The organism is Cupriavidus oxalaticus, from assembly GCF_038900635.1.
In the GTDB taxonomy this organism is placed as follows: domain Bacteria; phylum Pseudomonadota; class Gammaproteobacteria; order Burkholderiales; family Burkholderiaceae; genus Cupriavidus; species Cupriavidus oxalaticus_B.
The window spans coordinates 103,817-122,737 of the sequence record NZ_JAYMRX010000013.1; the positions used below are offsets into that span (position 1 = coordinate 103,817).

Annotated in this window: 19 protein-coding genes; 11 read left to right on the forward strand and 8 right to left on the reverse strand. The window is 68.8% G+C overall.

Translation table 11 applies throughout. The features are described from left to right. Positions 1-279: 279 nt before the first annotated feature. Together VSR71_RS20590 and VSR71_RS20595 are read right to left on the reverse strand one after the other, a co-directional pair. On the reverse strand, positions 280-936 hold the full coding sequence (locus VSR71_RS20590; RefSeq protein ID WP_342915695.1) for a peroxiredoxin: 657 nt from the start codon (positions 934-936) through the stop codon (positions 280-282). A gap of 83 nt (positions 937-1,019) precedes the next feature. Further along, positions 1,020-1,457: a universal stress protein gene (locus VSR71_RS20595; RefSeq protein WP_342915696.1), complete on the reverse strand. Its 438-nt coding sequence runs from the start codon at positions 1,455-1,457 to the stop codon at positions 1,020-1,022. A gap of 301 nt (positions 1,458-1,758) precedes the next feature. Here VSR71_RS20595 and VSR71_RS20600 point away from each other — a divergent pair, with 301 nt between their 5' ends. After that, on the forward strand, positions 1,759-3,468 hold the full coding sequence (locus VSR71_RS20600) for a SulP family inorganic anion transporter (protein WP_342915697.1): 1,710 nt from the start codon (positions 1,759-1,761) through the stop codon (positions 3,466-3,468). 1 nt (position 3,469) lies between these two features. Here the strand turns inward: VSR71_RS20600 and VSR71_RS20605 are convergent, their stop codons facing one another. The 4 genes from VSR71_RS20605 to pdhA form a co-directional block, all read right to left on the reverse strand. Continuing rightward, on the reverse strand, positions 3,470-3,664 hold the full coding sequence (locus VSR71_RS20605) for a CopG family transcriptional regulator (RefSeq protein WP_209755866.1): 195 nt from the start codon (positions 3,662-3,664) through the stop codon (positions 3,470-3,472). Between the two features lie 250 nt (positions 3,665-3,914). Next, positions 3,915-5,033 carry a dihydrolipoamide acetyltransferase family protein gene (locus VSR71_RS20610; RefSeq protein WP_342915698.1) on the reverse strand — a complete coding sequence of 373 codons (1,119 nt, stop codon included), beginning with the start codon at positions 5,031-5,033 and terminating at the stop codon, positions 3,915-3,917. Between the two features lie 63 nt (positions 5,034-5,096). Further along, on the reverse strand, positions 5,097-6,083 hold the full coding sequence (locus VSR71_RS20615) for an alpha-ketoacid dehydrogenase subunit beta (RefSeq protein WP_342915699.1): 987 nt from the start codon (positions 6,081-6,083) through the stop codon (positions 5,097-5,099). Positions 6,084-6,129: 46 nt separating this feature from the next. Then, positions 6,130-7,215 (reverse strand): pyruvate dehydrogenase (acetyl-transferring) E1 component subunit alpha, encoded by a 1,086-nt coding sequence (gene pdhA, locus VSR71_RS20620; RefSeq protein ID WP_342915700.1) that lies wholly within the window; start codon positions 7,213-7,215, stop codon positions 6,130-6,132. A 325-nt stretch (positions 7,216-7,540) separates the two neighbouring features. On the opposite strand from pdhA, the gene VSR71_RS20625 reads away from it, so the two are divergent. The 8 genes from VSR71_RS20625 to VSR71_RS20660 all read left to right on the forward strand — a co-directional run bounded on the left by VSR71_RS20625 (position 7,541) and on the right by VSR71_RS20660 (position 14,999). Next, positions 7,541-7,882, forward strand: coding sequence for a hypothetical protein (locus tag VSR71_RS20625; protein WP_342915701.1), 342 nt, complete (start codon positions 7,541-7,543; stop codon positions 7,880-7,882). 63 nt (positions 7,883-7,945) lie between these two features. Beyond that, positions 7,946-9,163: a cardiolipin synthase ClsB gene (gene clsB, locus VSR71_RS20630; RefSeq protein ID WP_342915702.1), complete on the forward strand. Its 1,218-nt coding sequence runs from the start codon at positions 7,946-7,948 to the stop codon at positions 9,161-9,163. Beyond that, complete coding sequence (locus VSR71_RS20635) at positions 9,163-10,149, forward strand: lysylphosphatidylglycerol synthase domain-containing protein (RefSeq protein WP_342915768.1); 987 nt, start codon at positions 9,163-9,165, stop codon at positions 10,147-10,149. Before clsB ends, VSR71_RS20635 begins: the two co-directional genes overlap by 1 nt. Positions 10,150-10,342: 193 nt before the next feature. Beyond that, the gene (locus VSR71_RS20640; protein ID WP_342915703.1) at positions 10,343-11,272 is read left to right on the forward strand and encodes a TauD/TfdA family dioxygenase; all 930 of its coding nucleotides are present in this window, start codon (positions 10,343-10,345) and stop codon (positions 11,270-11,272) included. 80 nt (positions 11,273-11,352) lie between these two features. Continuing rightward, positions 11,353-12,363 (forward strand): ABC transporter substrate-binding protein, encoded by a 1,011-nt coding sequence (locus VSR71_RS20645; protein WP_342915704.1) that lies wholly within the window; start codon positions 11,353-11,355, stop codon positions 12,361-12,363. 2 nt (positions 12,364-12,365) lie between these two features. Then, complete coding sequence (locus tag VSR71_RS20650) at positions 12,366-13,205, forward strand: ABC transporter ATP-binding protein (RefSeq protein WP_342915705.1); 840 nt, start codon at positions 12,366-12,368, stop codon at positions 13,203-13,205. Positions 13,206-13,232: 27 nt separating this feature from the next. Further along, positions 13,233-14,168 carry an ABC transporter permease gene (locus VSR71_RS20655; protein WP_342915706.1) on the forward strand — a complete coding sequence of 312 codons (936 nt, stop codon included), beginning with the start codon at positions 13,233-13,235 and terminating at the stop codon, positions 14,166-14,168. A gap of 60 nt (positions 14,169-14,228) precedes the next feature. After that, positions 14,229-14,999, forward strand: a complete 771-nt coding sequence (locus tag VSR71_RS20660) for a class I SAM-dependent methyltransferase (RefSeq protein ID WP_342915707.1) — start codon at positions 14,229-14,231, stop codon at positions 14,997-14,999. Positions 15,000-15,010: 11 nt separating this feature from the next. Here VSR71_RS20660 and VSR71_RS20665 read toward each other — a convergent pair whose 3' ends face one another. Both VSR71_RS20665 and VSR71_RS20670 read right to left on the reverse strand, forming a co-directional pair. Continuing rightward, complete coding sequence (locus VSR71_RS20665; protein WP_342915708.1) at positions 15,011-15,373, reverse strand: LysR family transcriptional regulator; 363 nt, start codon at positions 15,371-15,373, stop codon at positions 15,011-15,013. Positions 15,374-15,574: 201 nt separating this feature from the next. Further along, entirely contained in the window at positions 15,575-15,808 is a 234-nt protein-coding gene (locus tag VSR71_RS20670) for an IclR family transcriptional regulator (protein ID WP_195430021.1), read from the reverse strand. Positions 15,809-16,306: 498 nt separating this feature from the next. On the opposite strand from VSR71_RS20670, the gene VSR71_RS20675 reads away from it, so the two are divergent. Together VSR71_RS20675 and VSR71_RS20680 are read left to right on the forward strand one after the other, a co-directional pair. Next, entirely contained in the window at positions 16,307-17,545 is a 1,239-nt protein-coding gene (locus tag VSR71_RS20675; protein WP_342915769.1) for a GGDEF domain-containing protein, read from the forward strand. 115 nt (positions 17,546-17,660) lie between these two features. Then, positions 17,661-18,917, forward strand: a complete 1,257-nt coding sequence (locus VSR71_RS20680; protein WP_342915709.1) for an Hsp70 family protein — start codon at positions 17,661-17,663, stop codon at positions 18,915-18,917. Positions 18,918-18,921 lie beyond the last annotated feature (4 nt).

The following is an 18,921-nucleotide window of genomic DNA, read 5'->3' on the forward strand; positions in this document are numbered from 1 at the left end:
CAAAATCGTTCAGGCTGCAAGCATTCCCATACGTTTACGGTTTGCCTATAAAACGGGCACTCCAGTACGAGCCAAGGCCGGCGCGCCCTTGGCGGTTGTCAAGAGGGGGGATATCCACTGAAGCTGTGGATAGATCCTGTGGACAAGTCAGGCGTCCCGGCCGAACTGACCGGGACGCCTGCCGGCGGTCCTGCGTGACCTCCACGCCCTGCCGCGCTCCCTTGCTCGCTCTCTCCCTGTCTGGCCTGGCCCGGTCGCTCCCGGGTCCCTTCCATTCCGCTACTTGGGCTGCTCCACCGTGCGCAGGTAGGGCTTCAGCGTCTTGAACCCTTGCGGGTATTTCTTCTTCGCATCTTCGTCCGAGACCGATGTCGGGATGATGACGTCCTCGCCCGGCTTCCAGTTCACCGGCGTGGCCACGGTGTGCTTGGCGTTGAGCTGCAGCGAGTCCAGCAGGCGCAGCACTTCATCGAAATTGCGTCCCGCGCTCATCGGATACACCAGCATCGCCTTGACCTTCTTGTCCGGGCCGATGATGAACACCGAACGGATGGTGGCGTTGTCCACCGCCGTGCGCGGTCCGGCGCTGCTGGCTTCGGGATGGATCATGTCGTAGAGCTTGGCCACCGTCAGGTCGGCATCGCCGATCATCGGATAGTTGATGGCGGCGCCCTGGGTTTCTTCGATGTCCTTGGCCCAGCGCTGGTGGTCGCTGACGGGATCGATGCTCAGGCCGATGATCTTGGTGTTGCGCTTGTCGAATTCTGGCTTGAGCCGCGCCATGTAACCCAGTTCGGTGGTGCATACCGGCGTGAAGTCCTTGGGGTGCGAGAACAGGATCGCCCAGCTGTCGCCGATCCATTCATGGAAGCTGAGCTTGCCTTCCGTGGTGTCTGCGGTGAAATCCGGGGCTTGTTCGCCCAGTCGAATCGCCATGGTTGCGCTCCTTGCAGTTGGCATGGGGTGGAGAAAGCGCGTTGCCGGCGTGCCGGCCGGCAACGCGCGTGATTGCCTGGCGCCTAGCGCAGGACCAGCACCGGGATCGTGCTGTGCGTCAGGACTTTTTGCGTTTCACTGCCGATCAGCAATGCCTGCAACCCACGCCGCCCGTGCGACGACATCACGATCAGGTCGCAGCCCCGCTGCTCTGCGCACTGGATGATGGCCTGCCACGGGTGGTCGTCGGTGGCGGTGACGGTGTCGCACGGCACGCCGGCCTGACTGGCGGCAAGCGTGACCGCGGCCAGGAAGGTATCGGCATGGAGTGCGGCCTCGGCCGCGAACGAGTCCCTGGTGTCCTGCTGGCTGGTCAGCCGGTACGTCAACAGGTGGTACTCGGGAATCACATGCAGGCCGGTCGCCCGAGCGCCGATGCGGCTGGCGAAGGTCATGGCGCGGGCTACCGTCGCTTCGGCGCGCGCGGAGCCGTCCGTGGGGACAAGGAGGTGCTTGAACATGATGGCCTCCGATTGCAGTGAATAGCCGCGTCCGCCGGGCCGTTCCGCCCGGACCGTCCGGACGAGCCACTCAAAGTATAGGAATTGGCCGGTGATAGCGACAGGTCGCGTGCAGGCTCCGTGGCGTCCTGGCGCGGCCCTCTTGCGCGGCCCTCTTGCGCGGCCCTTGATGGCGCGATGACGCGCGGTCGGCGCAAGCCGCAAGTGCCGGGGCGGCATGTCACTTTCATTAACATGTTGTTATCATTCGATGCACCTGCGCCCCTCCCGCCGGCGTTGACCCACTGCAAGGATCCTCCGCATGATCGCGCTGCGCGAAGCATGGCAGGCCGGGCTGTTCCGCCGCGCCAACTGGCTGCCTAACCTGGTGTCGGGCGTGATCGTCGGGGTGGTGGCGTTGCCGCTGGCGATGGCCTTTGCGATCGCATCCGGCGCCAAGCCGGAGCAAGGGCTGTACACGGCCATCGTGGCGGGGCTGGCGGTGTCGATGTTCGGCGGCAGCCGTCTGCAGATCGCGGGGCCCACAGGTGCGTTCATCGTGGTGCTGTCCGCCATCACCGCGCGCCATGGGATCGGGGGGCTGCAACTTGCCACGCTGATGGCCGGGCTGATCCTGCTGGCGCTGGGCCTGGCGCGGCTGGGCGGCGTGATCCGCTACATTCCCGCGCCGGTGATCGTGGGCTTTACCGCCGGCATCGGCGTGATCATTTTCGTCGGGCAATGGCGCGACTTCTTCGGGCTGCCGCCGGTAGCCGGCACCCACTTCCATGAAAAGCTGTGGCACCTGCTGCAGGCGCTGCCGCAGTGGCATGCGGCCACCACCGCGCTGGCGCTGGGGAGCCTGCTGCTGGTGCTGGGCGCGCCGCGGGTGCGCTGGCTGCACCGCGTTCCCGGCCCGCTGGTGGCACTGGTGGCGGCCACCGTGGTGCAGGCGCTGTTCCGCTTCGACGGCGTGGCCACCATCGGCAGCGCTTTCGGCGGCCTGCCGCGCGGGCTTCCGGCTCCGTCGCTGCCGGAGATCTCGCTGGCGCGCGTGATCGAGCTGGCCGGCCCCGCCTTCACCATCGCCATGCTGGGCGCGATCGAATCGCTGCTGTCCGCGGTGGTGGCCGATGGCATGGCCGGCACCCGGCACGATTCCAACCAGGAACTGGTGGGGCAGGGCATCGCCAATATCCTGGCGCCGCTGTTCGGCGGGTTTGCCGCCACCGGCGCCATCGCCCGCACCGCCACCAATATCCGCAACGGCGGCAACAGCCCGCTGGCTGGCATCGCCCATGCACTGACGCTGGTGCTGGTGCTGCTGTTCCTGGCACCGCTGGCGGCGAGCGTGCCGCTGGCGACGCTGGCAGCGATCCTGTTCGTGGTGGCGTGGAACATGAGCGAGGCGCGCCAGTTTGCGCGCATGGTGCGACGCGCGCCGCGCGCCGACATGGCGATCCTGCTGATCACCTTTACGCTGACCGTGCTGACCGACCTGGTGGTCGCGGTCAACATCGGCGTGATCCTGGCCATGCTGCAGTTCCTGCGGCGCATGTCGGCGTCGGTGGAGGTGACGCGCCAGGACGCGACGGGCATCGAGCGCGAACTAAGCGCCGAAGCGGGTGCTGCCGATTCCCTGGCGGCGCGGATGCCGCCGGGCGTGCTGGTCTATGCCATCGACGGCCCGTTCTTCTTTGGCGCGGTCGAAGCGTGCGAGCAGGCGCTGGTGCACACCCATACCGAGCCGCGCGTGCTGCTGATCCGCCTGGGCCGGGTGCCGTTCATCGACATGACAGGCTTGCAGACGCTCGAAGCCGTGATCCGCACGCTGCGCCGGCGCGGCGTGGCGGTGGTGCTGGCCGAGGCCAATGCGCGCGTGCGGCAGAAGCTGGAGCGGGCCGGGGTGCTTGCGGTGCTCGGGCAGGAAAATTACGCGGACGCGCTGGCGCAGGCGGTGCGGCGCTGCGGCGTGTTGGCGGGAGAGGGCGGTACCGGACGGGATCGCGAGGACACGGGCGCCTCGCACTGACCTACTTCTTTTGACGACCGCTGCCGGCGGGCCGCGCCTTGGTGGCGTATTCCACGCCGTGCTGGGCCAGGTATTCGCGGATCAGCTGGCGCACCACCTGCGACGGCGTCAGGTCCTGCGCGGCGCACAGGGTTTCGAAGGCCTTCTTCTTGACCGGGTCGATCAGGACGGTGAGGCGGGCGGTCTTGGATTCCATGAGGGGTGTGTCGGACGGTCCGGCTGGATCGATCGCATTATATACAGCGCGAACTTCGCCGAACCCCAATGGTTTGCTCCCCTCTCCCGCTTGCGGGAGAGGGGCCGGGGGAGAGGGCAGGCGCCGGCATACCGACGCGCTTTACTTCGTGGAGACTCCGGCCCTCTCCCCCACCCCTCTCCCACTTCGCGGGAGAGGGGAGCGTTCACAACGGACGGCAGGGTTTGCAGGCGCTCGCGCCGGCGTTCCGCTAAGCCGGCATCTCCAGATCCGCAATCACCGCCGCCAGAAACCGCGCCGCCTCGCCCCCTGTCACCACTCTGTGATCAAACGTCAGGCTGAGCGGCATCACCCTGTGCACCGCCGGCGCGCCACCAGCCGCGACCACTTCGTCGCGTACCCGTCCGGCCCCAAGGATCGCCACTGTCGGCGGCACCACGATCGGCGCCGCGTAGCGCCCGGCGATCATGCCGAAGTTGGACAGCGTGATGGTATTGCCGCGCATCTCCTCCGGCGCGATGGTGCGCGCCCGGATGTCTGCGCGCATGCGGTCGAGCCCGTGGCGCAGGTCGGCAGCGTCGCGGTTGCCCACGTCGCGCAGCACCGGCACGAACAGCCCTTCGGGCAGGTCGGCGGCAATGCCCACGTCGATCTTCTTCAGCACGTGGCGGCGCCCGGTCTGGCCTTCGTACCAGGCGTTCAGGCCCGGCTCGGCGCGGCAGCCGGCCACCAGCGCGCGCACCAGGCGGATGGTGACGTCGGCGCCCGCCTGCCAGGCGTGGATATCGGCATCGTCCATCACCGTGGCCGCGGCGACCTCGTTCTGCGCGCGCGCCATGTTCTGCGCCATCGCACGGCGTACGCCGCGCAGTTCCTCGGGCGCGCCGAGTTCGGCCAGTGTGGCGGCCACGCGTTCAACGTCTGCGGCGGTGACGGTGCCCTCCGGCCCCGACGCGGTGGCCATCGCCAGGTCGATGCCGAGGCGCCGCGCCAGCGCGCGCACCGCGGGCGTGGCCTTGACGCGCGCGGCCATGCCGGCGCCAGGCGCGCCCGCGACCGGCGGCGCCGCTTCGCTGGCTACGTGCGTGCCGACCTGCACGGACCCGACCACCGTGCCGGCATCGGAGTCCTCGCCCGCGCCCTCGAAGCCGACCAGCGGCGCGCCCAGGTGGACGATATCGCCAGGCTGCGCATGCAGCCTGGCGATGGTGCCCGCATAGGGCGATGGGATCTCGACGATGGCCTTGGCGGTCTCCACCGACAGCAGCGGCTGGTCCGCGACGACCGCATCGCCCACCTTGACGTGCCAGGTCACGATCTCGGCCTCTTGCAGGCCTTCGCCCAGGTCGGGCAGCTTGAAGACTCTCATCGGCGCTTCCTCGGCTGGTGTCGCTTGGTGTCGCTCGGTGTCGCTGGTGTCCCCTTACCCCGGTTACGCGGCCATGGCCTTGCGCGCCGCGTCGGCGATGCGCGCCGCGCTGGGGAGGTAGGTGTATTCCAGCCGCGCCAGCGGCACCACGGTATCGAAGCCGGCCACGCGCTGCACCGGCGCCGCCAGCGAATACAGTCCGGCATCGGCCAGCTCCGCCGCGATCTCGGCGCCGAAGCCGGCGGTGCGCGGCGCCTCGTGCACGATCACGCAGCGCCCGGTGCGCGCCACTGCTTCGAGGATGGTCGGCATGTCGAGCGGCTTGAGCGTGGCGACGTCGATCACGGTCGCGCTCACGCCTTCTGCGGCCAGCTCGTCGGCGGCGGTCAGCGTCTCCTGCACCATCGCGCCCCAGGTCACCAGCGTGATGTCGTTGCCTTCGCGCAGCGTGAAGCAGGTGTCGAGCGGCAGCGCCGCGCCGTCATCGGCGACTTCCTGGCGGAACAGCCGGTACAGCCGGTACAGCCGCGTGGGCTCGAGGAAGATCACCGGGTCGGGGTCGGCGATGGCGGCCAGCAGCAGCCCGTAGGCACGCGCCGGCGACGACGGCACCACCACGCGCAGCCCCGGCATATGGGCGAACATCGCTTCCGGGCTTTCCGAGTGATGCTCGGGCGCATGGATGCCCGCGCCGCACGGCGAGCGCACCACCAGCGGGCAGCTCAGCCGTCCGCGCGTGCGGTGGCGCATGCGCGCGGCGTGGTTGATGATGTGGTCGATGGCCGGGTAGATAAAGCCGGTGAACTGGATCTCGGCCACGGGCCTGAGCCCCATCGCCGCCATGCCGATCGCCGCGCCGACGATGCCGCCCTCGGCCAGCGGCGTGTCCATGACCCGCGCCGCGCCGAAGCGCGCCTGCAGTCCCGCGGTGGCGCGGAACACGCCGCCGTTGACGCCGATGTCCTCGCCCAGCAGCAGCACGTCGGGATCGCTTTCCAGCGCATGGCCCAGTGCCAGGTTGACTGCTTCGACCAGGTTGATTTCCGCCATGGTTTGCTCGCTTTGGTCGTTGAAGGCCGAGGGGACGATGAAAGCGTCAGCCGTGCTGCGCGGGATAGCGTCGCGCGGTCTCCAGTTGCGCCTGCAGCGCTGGCGGCATGGTGGCGTAGAGGCAGTCGAACATCGCCGCGGGGTCCGGCGGCGGCAGCGCCAGGTAGGCTTCCACGGCTTGCGCCACCTGCTGCGAGCAAGCCTTGACCAGTGCCTCCTCGCGCGCCGCGTCCCATGCGTTCAGCGACAGCAGATGCGTGCGCAGGCGCAGCAGCGGCTCTTCCTGCCAGTGCGCCTTGACGCTGGCCTCGTCGCGGTAGCGCGAGGCATCGTCGGCGGTGGTGTGGTCGCCCAGCCGGTAGGTGATGGCCTCGATCAGTGCAGGGCCCGCGCCCGAGCGGGCGCGCTCGATGGCCTCGCCCACGCGGTGCCGCACCGCGACCACGTCGTTGCCGTCGATCTGCTCGCCAGGTATGCCCGCCGCGATCGCCTTCTGCGCCAGTGTCTGCGCCGCGGTCTGGCCGCTGCGCGGCATCGAGATCGCCCACTGGTTGTTGTTCACCACGATCACCATCGGCGCGCGCCACGCGCCGGCCATGTTCATGCCTTCGTAGAAGTCGCCCTTGGAGGTGCCGCCGTCGCCGAGCAGGCACACCGCCACCCTTGGCTCGTTGCGCAGCTGGAAGGCATAGGCCGCGCCTGCGGCATGGCACACCTGGGTACCGATCGGCACGCAGTTGGCAAAGTCATGCGGCGCCGCCGCAAAACCGCTGCCGCGCTCGTCGCCGCCCCAGTACAGCAGGCTCTCGGTCATCGTGACGCCCCGCACAAACTGCGCCGCGTGGTCGCGATACGAGGGCACCAGCACGTCCTCGGGCCGCATCGCAAAGGCCACGCCGACGCCGATGGCTTCCTGGCCGAGCGCCGAGGCAAAGGTGCCGATCTTGCCGGTGCGCTGCAGCGCGATCGCCTTCAGGTCGAACTGGCGCGTCAGCACCATGGCCTGGTACAGCGGCAGCAGTGCATCAGGGTCGTTGGCAAAGGGCGGGGGCGGGGAGGTGGGGGAAGGGGGTTCGCCCGGCGGGGCGAGATAACGCGTATAGCCGATCTCGAAGCTCGCAACCATGGACATGGCAGGTCTCTCGATGCGCGTGTCGTGTTGTGATCCCGGGCGTGCTTTGTGGGCGCGCGCGGCATGTGTAGTCGAGTGTAGGGTATTTGCGGCGCATTGGCGGCGGCGATTGTCTTGCTGTGTACAAGGAGGGAGAAGCCGTCGTCCGGGCGGCCAACGGAAAAAGGGCTCCCGTGCGGGAGCCACTTCGCAGAGGATTCGAGCCGGATCAGCGCTGGTACGGCGGCGGTCCGAAGCCCGTGAAGCGCTGCCGCATTACCGCCTTGAACTCGGCGCGGTGCGCTACGCTGAAGGACTGCAAGCCTATCCTTGCACGGAGGCCGCCATGCCCGAACAACTGACCCGGCATCCCGATGTCACGCTGCAGGTCCTGCGCAGCGGCGGCGCCCGCTGCGGCGAAGGCCTGCCGCAGGAGATCCTCAAGTCTTGCCCGCGTGAGCGCTTTTGCAAGCTGCCCGGCGGCGAACTCTGCGTGTACGGCCTGGATAACGCCATCACCATGACGCAGATTACAGCCGCCGACTGGCGCGCGCTGGCACAGCAGGCGGGTCCGCCACCCAATACCGGCATGCCGCCGCTTACCATGGCCGGCGTGGGCACGGCGGGGCTGCTGGCGGGGGTGCTGTTGACGGCCCTGGTGGTCCGTCGACGACGGGGCCCGCGCTGAGCGGCTCGGGCGCGCCTGTCGACACCCCGTCGCTGGCATGTTGTTTGCGGCGCCTCTCGGGCCATGACACCGTTGCCGTCCGCCCCCGACAGCATCCGCCTGCTGGAGAACGGAGAAGAGTACTTCCCGCGCGTATTCGAGGCGATCGCGCGAGCGCGCGAAAGCGTGCTGGTGGAAACTTTTATCCTGTTCGACGACGAGGCAGGAAAGAAATTGCACGCCGCATTGCTGGACGCCGCGCGGCGTCGCGTCCGCGTGGCCGTCACGGTGGACGGCTTCGGCTCGCACGACCTGCCCCCTGCATTCATTACAGAGCTGGTCAAGGCGGGCGTGCACTTCTGCACATTCTCGCCGCGCCGCCGCCTGCTTGGCGTGCGCACGCATATTTTCCGACGCATGCATCGCAAGCTGGTCGCGATCGACGGCGAGGTGGCCTTTGTCGGCGGCATCAATTTCTCGGCGCAGCACCTGTACGGCTACGGGCCACGGGCCAAGCAGGACTACGCGGTCGAGATCGCCGGCCCCGCGGCACGGCAGGTGCATGACTTCCTGGCGCGGGCCATCCCCGGGGCATGCCTGCAGGGCAGGCTGGCACCGCCGCCGCTGGGCCGCACCACCGCGCCGCCGGGGCCGGTGCAGCTGGTCACGCGCGACAACCATCGCCATCGCAACGACATCGAGTTTGCCTACCTCGATGCGATCCGCGCGGCGCGGCGCGAGGTGGTCATCGCCAACGCCTATTTCCTGCCGGGCTACCGGCTGCTGCATGCGTTGTGCGAAGCCGCCGCGCGCGGCATACAAGTGCGCTTGCTGCTGCAGGGCAAGCCCGACATGCCCTGGGTCGCGCGTGCCGGTGGCCTGCTGTATTGCCACCTGCAGGACGCGGGGGTGCAGATCCTCGAGTATGTCGAGCGCCCGTTCCACGGCAAGGTCGCCGTCGTCGACGAGCAATGGGCCACGGTGGGTTCGAGCAACCTCGACCCGCTCAGCCTGTCGCTGAACCTCGAAGCCAACCTGGTGATCCGCGACACCGCCTTCGCGCAGCTGCTGCGCGGCAGGCTGCAGGCACTGATCGCCGAACGCTGCCGCGAGGTGCCGCCGCGCCGGCATGAGCGCTCGCTGCTGGACGCGGCCGGCGCCACGCTGATGTTCCACTTCCTGCGCCGCTTTCCGGCGTGGGCTGGCTGGCTGCCCGCGCATACGCCGCGGCTGGTGACCCCGCAAGCGGGCGACCCGCGCGGGCGCCGCCGCGTATTCGTGCTGGAACGGGAGGCCGAGTGATGGTCGCGCAGGCGCTTTCGGCCATCCGGCACCACGCGCGCTGGCCGATGTGGCGGCGCGCGATCGGCATCCTGTTCATCGCGGCTGTGCTTGCGCTGATCGCGCGCAAGCTCGGCACCATCGACTGGGACGCGGTGCTCACTGCGCTGCGCGGCTTTGATCGCCGCACGCTGTTGCCCGCCGCGGGGTTCGTGGTGCTGACGGGCTTGCTGTACACCCAGTTCGACGTGCTGGGGTGCCGCTACGCCGGCCACCCGCTGCCGGTGCATCGGGTGATGGCGATCGCCTATGTCAGCTACACCATGAGCCTGAACCTGGGCGCGACGCTCGGCGGCGCGGGCGTACGCTACCGGCTGTATTCGCGCGCCGGGCTGAGCCCGCCGCAGATCTGGAGTGTGTTCGCGGTGGCAGTCAGCAGCAACTGGCTTGGCTACGCGCTGCTGGCGGGCATCATTCTGGCCGGGCGCCTGGTGGTGCTGCCGCCCGAATGGGGCATCCCGCCGGCGGCGACGCGCCTGATCGGCATCATGATGCTGGCCGCGCCGGCTGGCTACCTGGCGGGATGCGCGGCATGGCAGGGACGGCACCGAACTGTGCGCGATCATGACATCTACGTGCCCTCGCCGCGCTTCGCGCTGTCGCAGATCCTGGTGTCGGCGGGCAACTGGGCAGCGGTGGCGGCCATCCTGCATGCCTTCCTGCATGCGCATGCGGACTACTACACGGTGCTGGGCGTGTATCTCGCCTCCGGGCTGGCGGGCGTGGTGATCCGCGTGCCGGGCGCGCTGGGGGTTGTCGAGACGGTGTTCCTGACGATGCTCGGCGGACAGGTGCCGCACGGGCTGTTGCTGGCGGCCTTGATCGCGTACCGGGCGTTGTATTACCTGATACCGCTGGCGGTGGGTACGGTGGGGTACTTCCTGCTGGAAGCGCGGGGGAAGAAGCTGGCGCAGGGAACGGTGAGGGAAGAAGACCGACGACGGTAGTGAGCGCATCGCGCTTCCTCAGGCGTAAGGGGTAAGCGTGCTTGCGCTGCGATATGCGATACGCGATATGCGATAAGCGGATAAGCGCCAGCGATTTGATTCGTTGACCGCGCTTGCGACGGCTCTCTACAGTGCAAGCTTGTACGCGGCATCCGCTGCCGCGCAGGCTTACCCCGAATTGCCAGAGGCTGCCATGACGACCGCAACCGCCCACGCCACAGTTTCGCGCCAGCAGAGCGCACCGCACGCTCCCGCCTTGATCGATGCCGGGCAGGATTTCGAGATCCGCGCGCTGAACGCGCCGCTGGGCGCCGAGGTGCTTGGCCTCGACCTGTCCCGCCCGCTGTCCGACAGCGACTTTGCGCGTATCCATCGCGCCCATCTCGACTATCACGTGGTGGTGTTCCGCGACCAGCGGATCAGCCCGTCGCAACAGATCGAGTTCAGCCGCCACTTCGGCCCGCTGCAGATCCACGTGCTGCACCAGTTCCAGTTGCGCGGCCATCCCGAAGTGCTGGTGGTGTCCAACGTGGTCGAGAACGGCAAGCCGATCGGACTCGGCGATGCCGGCCATTTCTGGCATTCGGACCTGTCGTACAAGGAAAAGCCGAGCCTGGGGTCGCTGCTGCATGCACGCGAGCTGCCCGCCGAAGGCGGCGATACGCTGTTCGCCAACATGCACCTGGCATGGGACACCTTGCCCGCGGAACTGCAGCGCGCCGTCGACGGCCTGTACGCGGAGCACACCTACCTGGCACGCTATGCGGAACTGCAGCAGCGCAGTCCGTGGCGTCCCAACCTGACGCCGGAGCAGATCGCGCAGGTGCAGCCGGTATTGCAGCCGGTGGTGCGCACCCATCCCGAAACGGGCCGCAAGGCGCTCTTCGTCAGCGAGCACTTCACCACGCGCATCGCCGGCCTGCCCGAGGACGAGAGCCGCGACCTGCTCGACCGGCTCTTCGCGCACAGCGTCAGGCCGGAACATGTCTATCGCCACCAGTGGCAGCCGCATGACCTGGTGTTCTGGGACAACCGCTCGCTGCTGCATCTGGCCGCGGGCTGTCCGGGCCACCTGCGCCGCGTGATGCACCGCACCACCATCGAAGGCGACGTGCCGCGCTGACGCGGCAGTCGCTTCGCCATGCATCCCGGGCGCACACGCATGTCGCGTGCGTCCCTGTCACGATCTTCCGGAGTTCATTCATGTTCCAACGTCTTTCCCGCAAGCTGGGCCTGCTCGCGCTGAGCGCCGGCCTGGCGAATACCGGTGCCGCGCACGCCGAAGGCAGGCTGCGCATCGCCGAGCAGTTCGGCGTGGTCTACCTGCTGCTCAACGTGGCGCGCGACCAGCAACTGATCGAGAAGCACGGCAAGCAGCAGGGCGTCGACGTCAAGGTCGAATGGACCCAGCTTTCCGGTGGCGCCGCGGTCAACGATGCGCTGCTGTCCGGCGCGATCGACATCGCCGGTGCCGGCGTCGGCCCGCTGCTGACCCTGTGGGACCGCACCCACGGCAAGCAGAACGTGCGCGGCGTGGCCTCGCTGGGCAACTTTCCGTACTACCTGGTGAGCAACAATCCCAGGGTAAAGACCATTGCCGACTTCACCGACAAGGACCGCATCGCGTTGCCGGCAGTCGGCGTGTCGGTGCAGTCGCGCGTGCTGCAGCTGGCAGCCGCCAGGCAATGGGGCGACAAGGAATACAACCGGCTCGACAAGTGGACCGTGGCGGTGCCGCATCCCGATGCCGCTGCCGCGATCATCTCGGGCGGCACGGAAATCACCGGGCATTTCGGCAACCCGCCGTTCCAGGAGCAGGAACTGGCCGGCAACCCGAACGCGCGCATCGTGCTGAATTCGTATGACGTGCTGGGCGGACCGAGCTCGTCAACGGTGCTGTACGCGACCGAGAAGTTCCGCAACGAGAACCCCAGGACCTACCGCGCCTTCGTCGATGCGCTGGCCGAAGCCGCGGCGTTCGCCACCGCCAATCCCGAGGCCGCCGCCGACATCTACCTGCGCCAGGCCAAGGCCAAAACCGACCGCGCGCTGCTGGTGCGCGTGCTGAAGAATCCGCAGGTGCAGTTCAAGGTGGCGCCGCAGAACACGTTCGTTCTCGCCTCGTTCATGCACCGCGTGGGCGCGATCCGCAACCAGCCCAAGTCCTGGCAGGATTACTTCTTCCAGGACCCGGTCACGGCGCAGGGGAGCTGACCATGGCCACGCACAGCCTGCGCATGGTGTCCGACCGCGCCGCGCCGCTGCTCCAGGTCGACAGCGTGTCGCTCGAGTACCGCACGCCTGAGCGCATCGTGCGCGCCACGCACCAGGTCAGCTTCGACGTGCATGCGGGCGGCCGCTTCGTGCTGCTGGGGCCGTCCGGTTGCGGCAAATCGACGCTGCTCAAGGCGGTGGCCGGCTTTGTCGCGCCCGCGGAGGGAGAGATCCGCCTCGAAGGCCAGCGCGTGCAGCAGCCCGGGCCGGACCGCATCGTGGTGTTCCAGGAGTTTGACCAGCTGCCGCCGTGGAAGACCGTGGTGCAGAACGTGATGTTCCCGCTGCGACAGGCACGCGGCCTGCCGCATGCCGAAGCACGCGAGCGCGCGCTGGACAGCCTGGACAAGGTGGGCCTGGCCGATTTCGCCGATGCCTACCCGCATACGCTGTCGGGCGGCATGAAGCAGCGCGTGGCGATCGCGCGGGCGCTGGCGATGCGGCCCAAGGTGCTGCTGATGGACGAGCCCTTCGCCGCGCTCGACGCGCTGACGCGCCGGCGCATGCAGGAAGAACTGCTGGCGCTGTGGGACGACGCGGGTTTCACGCTGCTGTTCGTCACCCATTCGATCGAAGAAGCGCTGGTGGTGGGCAGCCGCATTCTGCTGCTGTCGCCGCATCCGGGCCGCGTGCGCGCCGAACTGAACAGCCACCAGTTCAGCCTGGCCAGCCAGGGTGGCACGGAATTCCAGGCCGCCGCGCAACGCATCCACACCATGCTGTTCGGCGAGCCCGCCGCCGAGGCGCAGCCGCCGCGCGCGCGCAGCGCCGCCGGCCGCTAGCAAGCCGACCGCCGCAATACACAGATCATGACGCAATCCACCCTGGCGCTCCCCGAGCCGCCCGAACTCCGCCCCGACTTCCGGCCCGACTTCCGGCCCGACTTGCGGCCGCCGCTGCGCCCGGAATACGAGCGCGACATCGAACCCTTTACCGAAGCGCCGCTGGCGCGCGCGCTGCCGTGGCAGCAACGGCTGTGGCAGCACGGCTGGCTGCGCAAGGCAGTGATCCTGCTGGCGCTGGCACTGGTGTGGGAAATCGTGGCACGCGTGCAGGACAACGACCTGCTGCTGCCGACGTTCCTGGCGACGCTGCGCGCGTTCGCGCAGGACGTGGCCAGCGGCGAACTGCCGGGCAAGGCGGCGGTGTCGCTGTCAGTGCTGTTGCGCGGCTATGCCGCGGGCATCGTGCTGGCATTCGTGCTCACTTCGCTGGCGGTATCGACGCGCTTCGGCCGCGATGTGCTGGACACGCTGACCGCCATGTTCAACCCGCTGCCGGCGATCGCGCTGCTGCCGCTGGCGCTGCTGTGGTTCGGGCTGGGAACGAAGAGCCTGGTATTCGTGCTGGTCCATTCGGTGCTGTGGCCGCTGGCGCTGAACATGTACGCCGGCTTCCAGGCAGTGCCGCAGACGCTGCGCATGGCCGGACGCAACTACGGCCTGCGCGGGCCGCGCTATGTCGCGCTGGTGCTGGTGCCCGCCGCGCTGCCGGCGATCCTGTCAGGGCTGAAGATCGGCTGGGCCTTTGCCTGGCGCACGCTGATCGCGGCCGAGCTGGTGTTCGGCGCGTCGTCGGGGAAGGGCGGGCTTGGCTGGTTCATTTTCCAGAACCGCAACGAGCTCTATACGGACCGTGTGTTCGCGGGCCTCGCGGCAGTAATCCTGATCGGGCTGCTGGTGGAAGGGCTGGTCTTCACCACGCTGGAGCGGCTGACCGTACGCCGCTGGGGCATGCAGCACTAGCCTTGCCGCGCGCGGACTTCGGGCGTAGCCTACGGCTCCGGTAAGCCAGCCGGAGCCGCCATGACCGCCATTCACCAGGCCGCCGCGCAGGGATTCGCCAGCCAGGCCGATACCTACGCTCGCGGACGCCCTGAATATCCCACCGCCATCGATGACTGGCTGCGCGCCACCCTGGGCCTCGGCCCGGGCCGAACGGTGCTGGACCTGGGCGCCGGTACCGGCAAGTTCACGCGCCGGCTGGCCGAAACCGGCGCGGCTGTGATCGCGGTTGAGCCGGTGGCCCAGATGCGCGCGCAACTCGAGAATGCGCTGCCGGCCGTGCAGGCGCTCGCGGGTAGCGCCGAAGCGATACCCTGGCCCGATGCCAGCGCAGACGCCGTCATCTGCGCGCAGGCGTTTCACTGGTTTGCCAATGACCGCGCCATTGCCGAGATCCGCCGCGTGCTGCGGCCAGGCGGCCGGCTGGGGCTGGTCTGGGACGTACGCGATGAAAGCGTGGACTGGGTCGCGCAGCTGACGGCCATCATGACGCCCTACGAGGGTGACGCGCCGCGCTTCTACAAGGGCGACTGGCAGCGGGTCTTTCCCGCGGAGGGCTTTGGCCCCATGGCGCTGCACAGCCTGCCGTACGCGCATGTGGGCCCACCGCGGCAAGTGATCGTCGACCGCGTGATGTCGGTGAGCTTCATCGCCTCGCTGCCCGGCACGGAGCAGGAGCGCGTGCGCGCCGCGCTGCAGGCCGTCATCGACGGCCATCCGGCGCTCGCCGGACGTCAGGAAGTCGCCTTCCCCTATCGCACCGAAGCCTACAGCTGCGCACGCCTTGCCTGAGTCGCGCCGCGCTACATCGTCGCGTGCCGGACCCAGAACGCCGGGCCGCGACGCGCGGCGTCACTGAACTCCGGCGGCGGCAGGCCGTTGCGGCTGGCGCACGGGCGCGGCGCAATCTGGTCCCAGATGCGCAGCATCGCCATGACCTTGGGCAAGGCCCTGACGCCGGTGGGCGTGGGCAGCCAGCTGGGGCTGCCTGCGCTGAACAGCGGCGTGCCGAGCACGGCCTCGAGGCCGCGGATCTGGTAATGGAGTCTCTGGGTCTGGATGCCAAGCGCTTGCGCGGCGCGGACGGTGTCGCGGTGCTGCATCAGTGCGACGAAGGCGCGCAACGACAGGAAGCTGACGCGCCTGTTGTTGACAAGGTATGCCATGGCTGTGCCCTTGCCGGGGCGGGCACTGGCGGCGCGCTGGGCACCGTTGCGCGGCGGGGAGGCGATGCACCCCGGGTGCGCGGCCTGTTGCCGGCGGATCGAAGTGAATCGATCGTAGCGGCGCGCGCACGGGGACAGGGCGGCGAAGCTTCCTAGATAAGGTAGGGAATGGTCTCGGTCAGATGGCGATGCCGGTGCGCTTCAGTGCATCGGCAGGTGGCCGATCGCCGTCAGCGCCTGCATCACCTCGGGCGACAGGCGGCGTTCGCGGCAAGGCACGCCGGCGGTCTCCAGCGTGGTCCACAAGTCGGCATCGCCGGTGACGATGCGTTGCCGCAGGTGCGCCAGATATGCGTACTCCGCGGATGTCAGCGGGCGCGGTGCGCTGCGCAGGTCATCCAGGATGGCGCCAAGCGATAGGGCGGGAACGGTCATACCAGGGTCGGGGATAGCAGGGCGGGTCATTGATGCAGTATTGACGCGAGATTCTTGCGCGGTCGGCGCGGTAGGCAACGCATGATTCTATCCAGCCGGTGCAGTGCCTGCTTAACCAAATGCGACCAACTTTGGCCGCAATTCCGCTTGCATGCCGGCGAGTGGCGATTGCGAGGTGGCAATGTGGCGCATGCTGAGGCTGGTGGGGCGCGCAAGCCGCTTGCGGGCCGCAGCTTGCCGTTAGAGGCATCCTTCAGCGCGCCCCCGGGTGTTGCATAAAAACGCCAGTGCGACAGGGCCGGGCAGCGGCGTCGGGACCACAACAGGCCCGTCATGCACGCCCCCGGCTAGACGGGGGTGCCACCTGCCGGCGCGCGCGGGCTATCATGCGCGTTTGCCGAGCGCCGGCGGCCTGCCCCGGCGTGTCGAGACCGTTGCCTGGCCCCAGTCCCGCTCATCGGATTGACGGCAAGGCGGACCGCCTCCTTGAGGATTCCCGTGCACCTGGACCAGCAGACCATTGCGGTCGTGATGATGGTGTTTTTCTGCAGCACGCTGGTGATCGCGGCGGGGCTGGTGTTCGCGCTGCGCGCGAGCGAGGCGGGGCGCCTGTGGGCTTCGGGGCATGTGCTGGCATCCGGCGCGGGCCTGGCGCTGGCGTTGAGCGCGGCCACCGGTGCCCTCCACCTCGGCACGACCGGGGCGGGAGCCTTCGTCATCGGCTGGCTGATGATCTACCGTGGCGTGCGTGTCTACCATGGCGTGCCGGCGCACCCCGGCGCGCTGGCCTGCGCCGCCGCCATCGTGCTGGGTATCATGGTGACCGCCGGCGGGCTTCCCGACGGGCCGCAGCTGGTGCTGCGCGTGGTCTACGGCGTGCTGGCGCTGTTGTCGCTGGCCACCTTTGCCACGCTGGCGCGCGCCGGGCGCGGGCGGCGCAGCATCGGTGCGCCGCTGGTGCTGGTCGCCAGCCTGGTGCAGCTGGCCACGCAGCTGGCCGGCTTCAGCCATGCCATGCAGCCGGCCGGTGCCTATGCTCCGCCGATGATCCTGTTCTTCGCCGGCCCCGCCGGCTCGGCCTGGATGCTGGCGCCGCTGATCGCGACGCTGCTGGGCTTGTTCGGCTTCACCGTGATGGCGATGGAGCAGATCGTCGCGCACAACGAGAGCGGCGCGCGCGTCGATGCGCTGACCGGCCTGCTCAACCGCGGCGCGCTGGAGATGTCGGCGCTGCAGATGGTGGCGCGCTGGCAGCGCGACGGGCTGCCGCTGTCCTGCCTGGTGATCGACATCGACTACTTCAAGCAGGTCAACGATACCTTCGGGCACCATGCCGGCGATGCGGTGCTGCGCGAAGTGGCGCACGCGCTGGACAACTCGCGCCGCGCCTCGGACGTCGCCGGGCGCTATGGCGGGGAGGAGTTCTGCATCTTGTGCCCGCACACCGACGAGCAGCAGGCATCGGCGCTGGCCAACCGCATCCTGCGCAAGGTGCGCGGGATCGCGCTGCCCGGCGCGCAGGGCTTTGCCAGCGTCAGCATCGGCGTGGCGCAGCTGCGCGGCGGCCCGGGCAGCAAGGAGGGCCTGTGGCGCGCGTTGTTCGCCGATGCCGACCGCGCGCTGTACTGCGCCAAGGAACACGGGCGCGACCGCTATGTGCTGGCGTCGTCGATGGCCGCCCCGGTGCCGGGCCACGCCACGCCGATGCTGGAACCCGCCGCCGACCCCGTCGCCTGAAATCGGTGAGCTGCCGCGCCTGCCCTACAATGGCGCCCCCGCCCGGACTCGCGCCCCATCGGCGCTACCCGCCGCCGGCAACTGATGTGGTGTCTTGCAGGAAAACTTGGAATCAATGATGTCAAACGCATGCGGCCTGGACTTCGGCACGTCCAACTCAACTGTAGGCTGGAGCCGCCCGGACCGCCCCGAGGCGCTGCTGCCGCTGGAGGACGGCAAGCCGACGCTGCCGTCGGTGATCTTCTTCCACGCCGAGGATCCGCTGGTCAGCTATGGCCGCGCCGCGCTCGGCGACTACCTGGCCGGCTATGAAGGGCGGCTGATGCGCTCGCTCAAGAGCCTGCTCGGCACTTCGATGATGGACGACAGCACCGAGGTGATGGGACAGGCCATGCCGTTCCGCAAGCTGCTGGCGCATTTCATCCGCGAACTGAAGTCCCGCGCCGAGCAGGCCGGCGGCACTACCTTTGCCCACGCGGTGCTGGGCCGCCCGGTGTTCTTCATCGATGAAGACCCGGCCGCCGACCGGCTCGCCGAAGAGACGCTGGCCGAGATCGCGCGCGACGCCGGCTTTGCCGAGATTGCGTTCCAGTACGAGCCGATCGCCGCGGCGTTCGACTACGAAGCCGGCATCTCGCGCGAGGAGCTGGTGCTGGTGGCCGATATCGGCGGCGGCACCTCGGACTTCTCGCTGGTGCGCCTGTCGCCCGAACGCGCCCGCAAGACAGACCGCAGGGAGGACATCCTCGCCAACGGTGGTGTGCATATCGGCGGTACCGACTTCGACCGCGCGCTCAGCCTGGCGCGCGCCATGCCGCTGCTCGGGCTGGGCAGCCAGCTGCGCAACGGCAAGGCGATGCCGTCGAGCCAGTATTTCGACCTGGCCAGCTGGCACACCATCAACTACGTCTACACGCGCAAGGCCTGGTCGGTGGTGATGGACAACTACCGCGATGCCGCCGACACCGCCAGCCTCGACCGCCTGGTGCGGCTGATCCGCGAGCGTGCCGGCCACTGGCTGGCAATCCAGGTGGAAGACGCCAAGATCGCGCTGTCGGATGCGGCCAGCACCGAGGTCGACCTGCACCGGCTGGAGCAAGGGCTGAGGCTGACGATCTCGCGCGACGAGTTCGATGCGTCGATCGACAAACTGGTCGCCAGGACCGAGAAGACGGTCCGGCAACTGCTGGTTGACGCGGGCGTGGACGGCAACGGTGTCGATACCATCTTCTTCACCGGTGGTTCCAGCAGCGTGCCGTTGCTGCGCGAGCGGCTGGCGGCGCTGCTGCCGCAGGCGCGCTGCGTCGAAGGCGACCGTTTCGGCAGCATCGGCAGCGGGCTGGCGCTGGATGCGGTGAGGAAGTTCGGCTAGGGCA